We start from the raw sequence: 12,286 nt of genomic DNA on the forward strand, positions 1-12,286 counted from the left end.
TTTATTTAATATTTTTGCATAACAAAGCAGCAATTCCGATGACGTTCGAATACAAAACCATAGAAAGCCCCATAGAAAATACTCTTTTAAAAGAAAAAGGAAGCAAGTTTATCGGATTTGCTTATCCTGTGACTAATGAAAAAGAATTAAAGAGTGCACTGGAGAAAATAAGAGAAGAACATCCGAAAGCAACTCACCACTGTTATGCTTTCAGAATGGGATTGAATGGGGAAAACTATCGCGCCAATGATGACGGCGAACCTTCCGGAAGTGCAGGATTGCCTATTTACAATCAATTATTAGCGAATGAAATCACCAATGTCCTTGTCATTGTTGTCCGTTATTACGGAGGAACCAAACTGGGAGTTTCCGGCCTTGTAAAAACTTATAAAGAATCTGCGAAGATTACATTAGAGGCAGCCAGTATTATCACCAGAGAATTAGAAACAGAAGTAGAGATTCAATTTAACTTCAATCAGCAGAATACAATTTTTACCTTGCTTTCTAAATTTGATGCTAAAGTTTTGAACTTCGATGCGAATGAAAACTGTATTCTCACCGCGTCATTGAAACTGGCACAAAAAGAAAGCATCTCAGAAAAGCTTTCTGAGATGCAATATGTTTCATTTGAATTTAATAATTAATCCCTTCTCCCACCAAGAAGCAAAGATCCCCAGTAAAGAAGTTGTGCCAGAGAACCTAATGCGGCTACCACATAAGTTCTTGCCGCCCATTTTAAGCTATCCTGTACTCCAACAAATTCTTCTGCAGTTACAGTTCCAGTATCTTTAAGCCACTTCATCGCTCTGTTACTTGCATCGTATTCCACAGGAAGTGTTACAAAAGCAAAAAGTGTTGTCATGGCAAACATCGCAACGCCGATTGCCAGCACAGTAGTGTTTCCATTAGGGTTTTCAATTGTTCTGGACGCAGCCATTACTGCGATACCCGCAATAAGGACAAATTGCATCAGATTGGAACTTATATTGACAATAGGAACCAGTTTTGAACGTAAATTCAGCATAGAATACCCTACCGCATGCTGCACTGCATGCCCACACTCGTGAGCTGCCACTGCTGCGGCCGCTGCGTTTCTCTGCATATAAACACCCTCAGAAAGGTTCACTGTTTTATCTGCCGGATTATAGTGGTCCGTCAACTGCCCGGGTACTGATATGACCTGAACATCATTTATCCCGTTATCTCTCAACATCTTTTCCGCTACTTCTTTCCCCGAAAGGCCATTTCGAAGGTGCACATTGGAATAATATTCAAATTTCGATTTCAATCTGGACGAAACCCACCAGCTCACCAACATTGAAATACCAATAATGATATAATAACCCACCATTTTATATAAATTTTGTGTTTAATTTTACCCATAATCATATAAAAACTGTGCCAAAGTATACGATATTATTATTTATATTTGTCCTTTAATTCCTCTCAAAAAACATGTCTACAGTTTCAATTATTGAAGTAAAAACAGCGGGTCAGCTCAAGCAATTCGTAAGGTTTCCAATGGATTTGTATAAAAACAATCCCTACTATGTTCCGTCCTTTATCAATGACGAAATCAACATTTGGAATGCAAATGAAAATCCTGCGCTTCAATATTCAGAAGCCAAACAGTTTCTGGCTTATAAGAATGATAAGATTGTAGGAAGAATTGCTGTTTTGATCAATCACAAAGAAGAGAGAGAGTTAGGCATTAAAAAAGTACGCTTTGGATGGATCGACTTTATTGATGATGCTGAAGTTTCAAAAGCATTGATTCAAAAAGCGGTTGATTATGCCAAAGAAAAAAATATTGACAAAATTGAAGGCCCAATGGGCTTCACCAATCTTGATAAAGCAGGAATGCTGATCAAAGGTTTTGACCAGCTGGCGACGATGATCGGAATTTATAATAACGAGTACTATCCAAGGCATCTTGAGAACCTGGGATTGACTAAAGAAAAGGAATGGGTAGAGTTTGAAATAATCTTCCCCGAAACATTACCGGACAAAATTCATAAATTCAATCAGCTTATTTCTGAAAAATACAAGCTAAAAGTTTTAAAATTCAAAACAAAAGAAGAGATTATTCAGTATGTAGATCCTATGTTTGATCTTCTGGATGAGACTTACAAACATCTTTCTACATACACTCCGATTTCTGATGAACAGCGTAAAACCTATAAAGAGAAATATTTCAAACTTATTGATAAAGATTTCATTGTTTGTATTGCTGATGAACACAATAATCTGATCTCCTTTGCTATTACAATGCCTTCTTATTCCAAAGCTCTGCAGAAGTCCGGTGGAAAACTACTTCCTTTTGGCTGGTGGCATTTCTTACAAGCAGGAAAGAAAAATGACAGAGCGAACTTCTACCTGATCGGAATTCATCCGGATTATCAGAGAAGAGGAGTAACTTCTATTATTTTTAAAGAAATCTGGGATATTTTCAGAAAAAAAGGAGTAAAGTACCTTGAAACCAACCCGGAACTCGAAGAAAACAAAAGTATTCAGCTGTTGTGGCAGGATTACAATCCGGTGAATCACAAAAGAAGGAGAACATATTCAATGGAACTCAACTAATTGATACTGCATTTTGTAAAACGTAAACTCACTACCCAAACTTTGAACTTTATGAAACCACAGCTTATCATATTTGCTATTTTAATTGCCGGATTTATTGGTTATAACATTTTTTTTCAGTCGCCCGATGACAAAACCAATACGGTAATCAATATTCTTTTTGCCAGTATTCTTTTTGGATATATTTCCTTTATGGCCTATACTCTTTTGAAAAAAATGAAAAAATAAGCCATAACCATAGCCCAATAGGTCATTTAATCACTTGTTTTTATTCCTCAATAAATAAATTCAAAATATCCAGGATATACATGATGGGATGCAATTTTTCCAGAGTTACTACAAAAAAAGGGGAAAAACACCACAAAAAAATAATCACAAAAAGCTAATTTTTATTGATTCTAAATTACCGGTTTAGCTCATTTTAATCCGACTTTTAAGCTGATAAATTTCATGCTTTCTTGTTTATTCGCTAAATTTGCAAATTGAGATAATAATGCAAAAATGAATTTACCTGAAAGTTATATTCCAATCCTTATCCAGGCTGGTGTAGCAGTAGGATTTGTAGCGGTTTCTTTGCTTGGAGCACATTTCTTAGGTCCACAGCAGAAAAAAGGAAACTCTGTAAAAAACCAAAGCTGGGAATGTGGAGTTCCTGTAGAAGGAAATGCAAGAACACCGTTTTCTATCAAGTACTTCCTGACTGCGGTATTGTTCGTACTATTCGATATTGAAATCGTATTCTTTTATCCTTACGCTGTAAACTTCAGAGAATTCGGTATGGAAGGTTTCCTTGCCGTGCTTACATTCGTTGCGATCTTCTTCGTAGCGTTTTTCTATGTCTGGAAACGAGGCGCACTGGATTGGGATAAATAAATTTTAACATTAAAAGATTGAATAATTTAATCGTTTAAAAACAGAGATGATTAAATTTATAAACGTTTTAATCTTTAAATATCAACAAAAGAAAATGTCAGATAAAAAACCAGTAATAAGAACAGATGCACCTGCTCCCGAAGGCTATGAAGGAGAAGGGTTTTTCGCAACAAAACTGAGCAGTGTAATCGGGATGGCAAGAAAGTTTTCACTTTGGCCGTTACCCTTTGCAACCTCTTGTTGTGGTATCGAGTTTATGGCTACCCTAAACCCGACATATGATGCTTCAAGATTTGGTATGGAAAGAAACTCTTTCTCTCCAAGACAGGCTGATATGCTGATGGTTTGCGGAACTATATCAAAGAAATTAGGACCTGTCCTGAAAGAAGTGTACACTCAGATGGCTGAGCCGAAATGGGTGGTAGCAGTTGGAGCTTGTGCTTCCAGCGGTGGTATTTTTGATACGTATTCTGTACTTCAGGGAATTGACAAGATTATTCCGGTAGACGTTTACGTTCCCGGATGTCCTCCAAGACCTGAACAGATCATTGAAGGTGTAATGCAGGTACAGGCTCTTGCAGAAAGCGAAAGCATCAGAAGAAGAGACATGCCTGAATATCAGAAATTATTAGATTCTTACAACATAAGCAACTAAACGGAAATGACAAACGAATTTGTATTAGAAGCAATCACAAGAGAATTTCCGGAATCTGTCATTTCAAGCTCAGAACCTTATGGAATGTTGACTATTGAAGTGAAGAAAGAAGATATTAAGAAAATCATTCACTATCTGAAAGATTCATCACTGGAATTTAATTTCCTTACGGATATCTGTGGTATTCATTATCCTGAATTCCCTGAAAAGGAAATTGGTGTTGTATACCATTTGCACAATATGATGGCCAATTTCAGATTACGTCTGAAAATCTTTATGTCCAGAGAAAATATTGAAGTAGACTCTCTTGTAGAGCTATTTGCAGGAGCTAACTGGATGGAAAGAGAAACGTATGATTTCTATGGGATTAAATTTAAAGGACACCCAGATCTCAGACCTATTTTAAATATGGAAGATCTTGGATACCACCCAATGTTGAAGGAATATCGCCTTGAAGACGGTACAAGAACCGACAAGAACGATAGCATGTTCGGAAGATAAAAAATAATGCAATAAGCAGTAAGCAGCAAGCAATAAGCTTAAAGCCTAGAGCCTATAGCCTAAAGCATTTAAATTATGAAAGATAACTCATTATCTAATATACTAAACCAGTACGAAAGTAAGGAACAGATTGATGGACAATTATATACCCTGAATCTAGGACCTACCCACCCTGCTACGCACGGGATTTTCCAGAATATCTTAACGATGGATGGAGAAAGAATCCTTCACGCAGAGCAAACCGTAGGATATATCCACAGAGCATTTGAGAAAATTTCTGAAAGAAGAAACTATTCTCAGATCACTACCCTTACGGACCGTATGAATTACTGTTCTGCACCCATCAATAACTTAGGCTGGCACATGACAGTAGAAAAACTGATTGGCGTAGAAGTTCCAAAACGCGTAGACTATATGCGCGTTATCCTGATGGAGCTTGCCAGAATCGGTGACCACCTGATCTGTAACGGGGTAACCGGAATGGACTCAGGAGCTATTACAGGTCTTACTTATATGTTCATCGAAAGAGAACGTATTTATGATATGTATGAGCAAATCTGCGGAGCCAGAATGACAACCAATATGGGAAGAATCGGAGGTTTTGAAAGAGATTTCACTCCTAAATTCCATGAGCTGATCAAGGATTTCTTAAAAACTTTCCCACCAAGATTCAAAGAATTCTGTACTTTATTAGAAAGAAACAGAATTTTCATGGACAGAACCATCGGTACAGGAGCTATTTCTGCCGAAAGAGCTTTAAGCTACGGTTTCACAGGTCCTAACTTACGTGCAGCAGGTGTAGATTACGATGTACGAGTTGCGCAGCCTTATTCTTCATATCAGGATTTCGACTTCATTATTCCGGTAGGAACTTCAGGAGATACTTACGACCGTTTCATGGTTCGTCAACAGGAAGTCTGGGAATCAATCAAAATTATCAAACAAGCATACGAAAATCTTCCGGAAGGGCCATTCCATGCGGATGTCCCTGATTTCTATCTTCCTGAAAAGGCAGATGTATATCAGAAAATGGAAGCATTGATCTACCATTTCAAAATCGTAATGGGAGAAACCGATGTACCAAAAGGAGAAGTTTACCATGCTGTAGAAGGTGGAAACGGAGAATTAGGTTTCTATCTTGTGAGTGACGGAGGAAGAAGCCCTTACAGACTTCACTTCAGAAGACCATGCTTCATCTACTATCAGGCATACCCTGAAATGATTACAGGTTCTGTAATTTCAGATGCCATTGTAACGATGTGTAGTATGAATATTATTGCGGGAGAATTAGACGCATAAAAAGAAGATGTCAGACATCAGATTTCAGATGTTAGACTCTTCGCTTTATATATAAATTTAAAATCTGATGTCTGAAATCTGGCATCTGAAATCTTAGATAAAAAATGAGCGAAACAATAGCTTTTAAACCGGAAAGTTTAGCACAGGTACACAAAATTATCGCAAGATATCCTGAAGGAAGACAAAAATCTGCTCTTCTTCCTGTACTTCACTTGGCACAGAAAGAATTCGGAGGATGGTTAGATGTTCCTGTGATGGATTATGTTGCCGGACTATTAAGTATCCAACCGATCGAAGTATATGAAGTGGCTACTTTCTATACGATGTTCAATATGAAGCCGGTAGGCAAATATGTGCTGGAAGTTTGCAGAACAGGACCTTGTATGGTTTGTGGAAGCGAAAAAATTCTGGATCATATCAGAACCAAACTGAACATTAAGGATGGAGAAACTACTGAAGACGGTATGTTTACTTTAAAACCAGCTGAATGTCTTGGAGCATGCGGATACGCACCCATGATGCAGCTAGGGAAATTCTTTCATGAAAATTTAACGATAGAAAAAGTAGATGAAATCCTTGATCTTTGCAGACAGGGACAAGTTGCTTTAGACTAATAGAAATTTTAAATTCTACATTTTAGATTTTAAATTATTCAGTTATTTTCTTTAATAATTATAAAAAGCTAGAAGCCAATGGCTAATAGCGAAAAGCATAATAAACAATGAGTAAAAAACTTTTACTTAAAGACGCACATATAGAAGGTATCCGCTACTTTGAAACTTACCGTAAACAGGGAGGTTATACAGCAGCTGAAAAAGCCTTGAAGATGACTCCGGACGAAATTCTTGAAGAAGTAAAAGCTTCAGGACTGAGAGGTCGTGGTGGAGCTGGATTCCCAACAGGAATGAAATGGAGCTTTCTGGCCAAGCCTGAAGGTGTTCCAAGACACCTTGTTGTGAATGCGGATGAATCTGAACCTGGAACATTCAAGGACAGATATCTGATGGAGTTCCTTCCTCATTTATTGATTGAGGGAATGCTAATTTCTTCTTACTGTTTAGGATCCAATACTTCTTATATCTACATCCGTGGAGAATATTCGTGGATTCCGGATATCCTTGAAGAAGCTATTGAAGAAGCTAAAGCAGCAGGATTTTTAGGTAAAAATATTTTAGGAACCGGTTTCGATCTTGAAATCTATGTACAGAGAGGTGGTGGAGCATACATCTGCGGTGAAGAAACAGCATTGCTTGAGTCCCTTGAAGGAAAAAGAGGTAACCCTAGATTAAAACCACCATTCCCGGCTGTAAAAGGTCTTTGGGAAAGACCAACAGTGGTAAACAACGTTGAATCCATTGCGGCAGTAGTTCCGATCATTGATATTACAGGTGCTGAGTATGCTAAAATCGGGGTGGGAAGATCTACAGGTACGAAACTGATTTCTGCTTGTGGAAACATCAACAAACCGGGTGTATACGAAATCGATATGACGATCACCGTAGAGGAATTCATCTATTCTGATGAATATTGCGGTGGTATTAAGGATGGTAAAAAATTAAAGGCTTGTATTCCTGGAGGAAGTTCTGTTCCGATTGTTCCTGCAAACCTATTGCTGAGAACCGTGAATGGAGAGCCCAGATATATGAACTATGAATCATTGGCAGATGGTGGTTTCGCTACCGGAACCATGATGGGTTCAGGAGGTTTCATCGTTTTGGATGAAGACCAGTGTATTGTAGAACACACCATGACATTGGCGAGATTCTACAATCACGAAAGCTGTGGACAATGTACGCCTTGCCGTGAAGGAACGGGATGGATGTACAAGATTTTAAAGAAAATCGAGAAAGGAGAAGGAAAAATGGAAGATATCGATCTGCTTTGGGATATCCAGCGAAAAATCGAAGGAAATACGATTTGTCCGTTGGGTGATGCCGCAGCTTGGCCGGTTGCAGCAGCGATCCGTCACTTCAGAGATGAATTTGAGTGGCACGTAAAAAACCCAGAGTTGTGTCAGACACAAAATTATGGATTGGCACATTATGCTGACCCTATCCCGGCTGTTGAAAAGAACGCATAAGTAAAAGATGAAAAAATTATTGGTGGTCGGCTTAATGATGTCGAATTTTGTATTTGCACAAAATAAGAAAACTGATACTGCAAATTATAACAGATCTGTTGAAGAGGATTTGTCATATTTAGTGAGTGAGAAAGAGCAGATTAAAGCTGAGAGAAAGGAAAAACCTTTACCATTGAGCAAAAAAGGTCAGGTTTTCGTATTTTATGGTTGGAACAGAGCAGCTTACAGCAATTCTGACATCCACTTTACCGGAAACGGATACGATTTTCAACTGAATAATGTAAAGGCACAGGACAGACCTACAAAATTTGGAATTGTCTATTTTGATCCGAGCTGGTTTACTGTAACACAGTATAATTTCAGAATAGGATACTTTATTAAAGATAATTTAGCATTGGTATTAGGGATAGACCATATGAAATATGTAATGGATCAGAACCAGACTGTAGGTTTCAAAGGTCATATTTCAGATCCTGAATATGCAGCAATGGTTCAGAACGGGCAGGTTAATCTTGCAGATGAGAAGTTCCTTACTTTCGAACATACAGACGGGCTTAACTATGAAAACTTAGGTCTAGAGAAATACAAAAATCTTGTTCATAAGAAAAATATAGATTTAGTATGGTCTTATGGAGCCGGAATCGGATTTATGTTTCCGAAAAGTAATGTAAAACTTTTTGGTAACGAAAGAAGTGACCGTTTCCACGTTGCAGGGATGGGAACCGATATCAGATCCAGTCTTAACCTTGTATTCTGGAAAAACTGGATGCTGAGATTAGAAGGAAAAGCCGGTTATATCAACATGTGGGATATTAAAACTACATTAAATAACAAACCGGACAAAGCACGCCAGGATTTTGTTTTCGGACAGGTCCTTGGAGGAATTGGATATACATTTAATACAAAGAAATATAAATAACAAAGCCTATTGCTTAACGCATAAAGCTTAAAGCATATCATATGAGCGAAGAAGTTAAAAAATTCAAAATAACTATAGACGGACAGACTACCGAAGTTTTGCCTGGTACTTCTATTCTGGAAGCTGCAAGACAAATTGGTGGTAAATCTGTACCTCCTGCAATGTGCTACTACAGCAAGTTGGAAACCAGTGGAGGAAGATGTAGAACTTGTCTCGTAGAAGTTTCTAAAGGATCTGAAGCAGACCCACGTCCTATGCCAAAATTAGTAGCAAGCTGTAGAACTAATGTAATGGACGGTATGGAAGTAAAAAATCTTACTTCTGAGAAAGCTCAGGAAGGAAGAAAAGCGGTTACCGAATTCCTATTGGTAAACCACCCGCTGGACTGCCCTATCTGCGATCAGGCAGGAGAATGTCATCTTCAGGACTTAGGATATGAGCATGGTGTGGAAAACACAAGAACAGAATTCGAAAGAAATACTTACGAAGCTGATGATCTTGGACCAAACATCAAACTAAATATGAACCGTTGTATTCTTTGCGCAAGATGTGTACTGACTGCTAACCAGCTTACAGAAACAAGAGAACACGGTATCCTTTTCAGAGGAGATCACGCTGAGATTTCAACGTATTTAAATAAAGCTTTAGACAATGACTTCATCGGAAACGTTATCGATGTTTGTCCTGTAGGGGCATTAACAGACAGAACAGCCCGTTTTGCCAGCAGAGTTTGGTTTACAAAACCAATGAACGCTTCCTGCAAATGTGATAAGTGTTCAGGAAAAGCTGTAGTATGGATGAAAGGTGACGAAATTGTAAGAGTTACTGCCAGAAAAGACCAGTGGGGAGAAGTGGAAGAATTCATCTGCGATACATGCCGTTTCGAAAGAAAATCTTTATCAGACTGGAATATCGAAGGTCCTAGACATATCGACAGACATTCTGTAATTTCATTGAACCACTACGAAAAGCCAAAAGACGAACTAAGAGTTTTAGACAATCCGATGGCTAAAGAAATCAGTGAAAAAGACGAAAAATAATTAATAAGACATCAGATTTCAGATACCAGACTTCAGACAGCAAATTAAATCTGACATCTAGCATCTGACATCTTAATATCTAAATAAAAATGGATTTACTTACATTTAAACTTATACTTGTACTAGCACTTTTCCTGCTATCGCTGACGATTGCAGCCTACTCTACCTGGGCAGAAAGAAAAGTTGCCTCTATCATGCAGGATAGAATTGGTCCTAACAGAGCCGGACCATTTGGATTGCTGCAGCCTCTTGCTGACGGTGGAAAGTTTTTCTTCAAAGAAGACTTTACGCCTGCCAATGCAGAAAAATTCCTTTTCGTATTAGGACCAGCGCTGGTAATGTTTATTTCATTGATTACAGGAGCTGTTATTCCTTGGGGTAAAAGTTTAAATATTGCAGGTACTTCTTTTGATCTTCAGGTAGCAAACATCGATGTTGGTGTACTTTTCATCATCGGTATGGCTTCCATCGGGGTTTACGGAATTATGATCGGAGGTTGGGCTTCGAACAACAAATATTCATTACTAGGTGCTATCCGTGCTTCTTCTCAGATGATTTCTTATGAATTGGCGATGGGATTAGCACTTCTTTCTATCATTATGATGTCTGGAAGTTTGGATTTAAAAGAAATCACTGAAAGTCAGACAACCGGAAAATTATGGGGCGTTATTCCTTGGGTTTCTGGATTGAACTGGAACATTTTCTACCAGCCGATTGCATTCCTTGTTTTCTTTGTAGCTGCTCTGGCAGAAACCAACAGACACCCGTTCGATTTACCTGAGTGTGAATCTGAATTGGTAACAGGATACTCTACAGAGTACTCTTCCATGAAGTTAGGTTTATATATGTTTGGAGAATATGTGAACATGTTTATCTCTAATGCTTTTATGGTTGTCCTTTTCTTCGGAGGCTATAACTATCCTGGTATTGAATGGGTAACTCAGAACTGGGGTGAAAACACTGCAGGGATTTTAAGTATCGTAGCATTCCTTACGAAAACAGTAATTGGAATTCTGATCTTCATGTGGATCAGATGGACACTTCCAAGATTCAGATATGACCAGCTAATGCACTTAGGATGGAAAACACTAATCCCTATGGCATTGGTAAACCTATTAATTACAGGAGCTGTAATTTTAGCGTTTGGAAATTAAATTATCTAAACCTAACAGGTTTTTGAAACTTGTTAAGTTTGTGTGAATATTGAATATTAAAAATTAAGATAACAGACAAGATTAGTCTAAAATCTGGTGTCTAACATCTAATATCTATAATTAAATGAAACTTACAAACAGATCAAAAGTTGTTTCCAATAAAGAAATGACCCTTGCTGAAAAAATCTACCTTCCTGCGATCTTTACAGGGATGGGGATTACATTTAAGCATGCTGTAAGAACCGTGATAAAGGGTGCTCCCGCAGTATATTCATATCCGGAAGTACAGAAACCAAGAACGACTATCTGGAGAGGTCAGCACGTTTTGAAAAGAGACGAAGAAGGCAGAGAAAGATGTACAGCTTGCGGACTTTGTGCGGTAGCTTGTCCTGCAGAAGCCATTACGATGACTGCTGCTGAAAGAACTAAAGAGGAAAAAGGTCTTTACAGAGAAGAGAAATACGCTTCAGTATATGAAATCAATATGCTAAGATGTATTTTCTGCGGTATGTGTGAAGAAGCTTGTCCTAAATCTGCCATCTATCTTACTGACAGATTGGTAGACGTGGAAACAAACAGAGGTTCTTTCATTTACGGAAAAGATAAATTAGTTGAAAAAATAAATGAAAGGATTGATATCACGACAAGACAATCCGAGAAACAAAAAAATGCGGTAAAATAATGGATCAGTTTTTATTTTTCTTGGTGGCGTTTTTAGCAGTGGCAAGTGCTGTTTACTTTGTATTTGCAAGAAATCCTCTTTATGCTATTTTGTCATTAATTGTTACGATGTTTTCAATTGCCGGAATGTACATTCTTCTCAATGCACAGTTCCTGGCAATCATCCAGATTATTGTTTACGCAGGTGCCATCATGGTACTTTTCCTTTACATCTTAATGATGCTTAACCTTAATAAACAAGACGAAAGTAAGAAGAACAATACTTTAAAATTTGTTGGAGTTTTTACGGCAGGTCTTCTTTTGGTAGGTGTATTAGGAGTTTTCAGAGGAGTAAAAGACAATCACATTGTTGTTGAAAATGTAGACAGAGGGGTTGGTCTTACCAAAAATCTGGGTAGACTTTTGTTTAATGAATATGTTTTACCGTTTGAGCTTGCTTCCATCCTAATTCTGGCAGGTATTGTAGGCGCGGTATTAATCGGTAAAAAAGATTTATAAAAT

At 37.9% G+C, this 12,286-nt stretch carries 15 protein-coding genes; 14 read left to right on the top strand and 1 reads right to left on the bottom strand.

What is annotated here, in order from left to right; genetic code table 11:
• Positions 1-38 precede the first annotated feature (38 nt).
• Positions 39-644 carry an IMPACT family protein gene (locus A1704_RS18875; protein ID WP_062675582.1) on the top strand — a complete coding sequence of 202 codons (606 nt, stop codon included), beginning with the start codon at positions 39-41 and terminating at the stop codon, positions 642-644.
• Here A1704_RS18875 and A1704_RS18880 read toward each other — a convergent pair.
• Positions 641-1,351 (bottom strand): zinc metallopeptidase, encoded by a 711-nt coding sequence (locus tag A1704_RS18880; protein ID WP_174525207.1) that lies wholly within the window; start codon positions 1,349-1,351, stop codon positions 641-643. The genes A1704_RS18875 and A1704_RS18880 overlap by 4 nt on opposite strands.
• 104 nt (positions 1,352-1,455) lie before the next feature.
• Here A1704_RS18880 and A1704_RS18885 point away from each other — a divergent pair, with 104 nt between their 5' ends.
• The 13 genes from A1704_RS18885 to A1704_RS18940 all read left to right on the top strand — a co-directional run bounded on the left by A1704_RS18885 (position 1,456) and on the right by A1704_RS18940 (position 12,283).
• Complete coding sequence (locus A1704_RS18885; protein WP_062675583.1) at positions 1,456-2,583, top strand: GNAT family N-acetyltransferase; 1,128 nt, start codon at positions 1,456-1,458, stop codon at positions 2,581-2,583.
• A gap of 51 nt (positions 2,584-2,634) precedes the next feature.
• Entirely contained in the window at positions 2,635-2,811 is a 177-nt protein-coding gene (locus tag A1704_RS24755; RefSeq protein ID WP_167348785.1) for a hypothetical protein, read from the top strand.
• Positions 2,812-3,084: 273 nt separating this feature from the next.
• Entirely contained in the window at positions 3,085-3,456 is a 372-nt protein-coding gene (locus A1704_RS18890) for an NADH-quinone oxidoreductase subunit A (protein ID WP_034693436.1), read from the top strand.
• Between the two features lie 94 nt (positions 3,457-3,550).
• Positions 3,551-4,111, top strand: a complete 561-nt coding sequence (locus A1704_RS18895; RefSeq protein WP_002983540.1) for an NADH-quinone oxidoreductase subunit B — start codon at positions 3,551-3,553, stop codon at positions 4,109-4,111.
• A 6-nt stretch (positions 4,112-4,117) separates the two neighbouring features.
• Positions 4,118-4,612, top strand: coding sequence for an NADH-quinone oxidoreductase subunit C (locus tag A1704_RS18900; RefSeq protein WP_062675584.1), 495 nt, complete (start codon positions 4,118-4,120; stop codon positions 4,610-4,612).
• A 75-nt stretch (positions 4,613-4,687) separates the two neighbouring features.
• On the top strand, positions 4,688-5,911 hold the full coding sequence (gene nuoD, locus A1704_RS18905; protein ID WP_002983543.1) for an NADH dehydrogenase (quinone) subunit D: 1,224 nt from the start codon (positions 4,688-4,690) through the stop codon (positions 5,909-5,911).
• A 104-nt stretch (positions 5,912-6,015) separates the two neighbouring features.
• Positions 6,016-6,525: an NADH-quinone oxidoreductase subunit NuoE family protein gene (locus A1704_RS18910; RefSeq protein WP_062675585.1), complete on the top strand. Its 510-nt coding sequence runs from the start codon at positions 6,016-6,018 to the stop codon at positions 6,523-6,525.
• A 107-nt stretch (positions 6,526-6,632) separates the two neighbouring features.
• Positions 6,633-7,991, top strand: a complete 1,359-nt coding sequence (gene nuoF, locus A1704_RS18915; RefSeq protein ID WP_062675586.1) for an NADH-quinone oxidoreductase subunit NuoF — start codon at positions 6,633-6,635, stop codon at positions 7,989-7,991.
• A 7-nt stretch (positions 7,992-7,998) separates the two neighbouring features.
• On the top strand, positions 7,999-8,910 hold the full coding sequence (locus A1704_RS18920) for a hypothetical protein (protein WP_117753116.1): 912 nt from the start codon (positions 7,999-8,001) through the stop codon (positions 8,908-8,910).
• Between the two features lie 41 nt (positions 8,911-8,951).
• A complete protein-coding gene (locus tag A1704_RS18925; RefSeq protein ID WP_062675587.1) occupies positions 8,952-9,950 on the top strand; it encodes a 2Fe-2S iron-sulfur cluster-binding protein in 999 nt (332 codons plus the stop codon).
• A gap of 89 nt (positions 9,951-10,039) precedes the next feature.
• Positions 10,040-11,104, top strand: coding sequence for an NADH-quinone oxidoreductase subunit NuoH (gene nuoH, locus A1704_RS18930; RefSeq protein ID WP_062675588.1), 1,065 nt, complete (start codon positions 10,040-10,042; stop codon positions 11,102-11,104).
• A gap of 124 nt (positions 11,105-11,228) precedes the next feature.
• The gene (locus A1704_RS18935; RefSeq protein WP_040996950.1) at positions 11,229-11,786 is read left to right on the top strand and encodes a NuoI/complex I 23 kDa subunit family protein; all 558 of its coding nucleotides are present in this window, start codon (positions 11,229-11,231) and stop codon (positions 11,784-11,786) included.
• A complete protein-coding gene (locus A1704_RS18940; protein WP_034693417.1) occupies positions 11,786-12,283 on the top strand; it encodes an NADH-quinone oxidoreductase subunit J family protein in 498 nt (165 codons plus the stop codon). Before A1704_RS18935 ends, A1704_RS18940 begins: the two co-directional genes overlap by 1 nt.
• Positions 12,284-12,286: the final 3 nt, after the last annotated feature.

This window comes from Chryseobacterium cucumeris (assembly GCF_001593385.1).
GTDB classification, from domain to species: Bacteria; Bacteroidota; Bacteroidia; order Flavobacteriales; family Weeksellaceae; genus Chryseobacterium; species Chryseobacterium cucumeris.

Bases quoted from the DNA above. Each gene is read 5' to 3' on its own strand.
- A1704_RS18875 (WP_062675582.1), top strand. From the start codon at position 39: ATGACGTTCGAATACAAAACCATAGAAAGCCCCATAGAAAATACTCTT.
- A1704_RS18880 (WP_174525207.1), bottom strand. From the start codon at position 1,351: ATGGTGGGTTATTATATCATTATTGGTATTTCAATGTTGGTGAGCTGG.
- A1704_RS18885 (WP_062675583.1), top strand. From the start codon at position 1,456: ATGTCTACAGTTTCAATTATTGAAGTAAAAACAGCGGGTCAGCTCAAG.
- A1704_RS24755 (WP_167348785.1), top strand. From the start codon at position 2,635: ATGAAACCACAGCTTATCATATTTGCTATTTTAATTGCCGGATTTATT.
- A1704_RS18890 (WP_034693436.1), top strand. From the start codon at position 3,085: ATGAATTTACCTGAAAGTTATATTCCAATCCTTATCCAGGCTGGTGTA.
- A1704_RS18895 (WP_002983540.1), top strand. From the start codon at position 3,551: ATGTCAGATAAAAAACCAGTAATAAGAACAGATGCACCTGCTCCCGAA.
- A1704_RS18900 (WP_062675584.1), top strand. From the start codon at position 4,118: ATGACAAACGAATTTGTATTAGAAGCAATCACAAGAGAATTTCCGGAA.
- nuoD (WP_002983543.1), top strand. From the start codon at position 4,688: ATGAAAGATAACTCATTATCTAATATACTAAACCAGTACGAAAGTAAG.
- A1704_RS18910 (WP_062675585.1), top strand. From the start codon at position 6,016: ATGAGCGAAACAATAGCTTTTAAACCGGAAAGTTTAGCACAGGTACAC.
- nuoF (WP_062675586.1), top strand. From the start codon at position 6,633: ATGAGTAAAAAACTTTTACTTAAAGACGCACATATAGAAGGTATCCGC.
- A1704_RS18920 (WP_117753116.1), top strand. From the start codon at position 7,999: ATGAAAAAATTATTGGTGGTCGGCTTAATGATGTCGAATTTTGTATTT.
- A1704_RS18925 (WP_062675587.1), top strand. From the start codon at position 8,952: ATGAGCGAAGAAGTTAAAAAATTCAAAATAACTATAGACGGACAGACT.
- nuoH (WP_062675588.1), top strand. From the start codon at position 10,040: ATGGATTTACTTACATTTAAACTTATACTTGTACTAGCACTTTTCCTG.
- A1704_RS18935 (WP_040996950.1), top strand. From the start codon at position 11,229: ATGAAACTTACAAACAGATCAAAAGTTGTTTCCAATAAAGAAATGACC.
- A1704_RS18940 (WP_034693417.1), top strand. From the start codon at position 11,786: ATGGATCAGTTTTTATTTTTCTTGGTGGCGTTTTTAGCAGTGGCAAGT.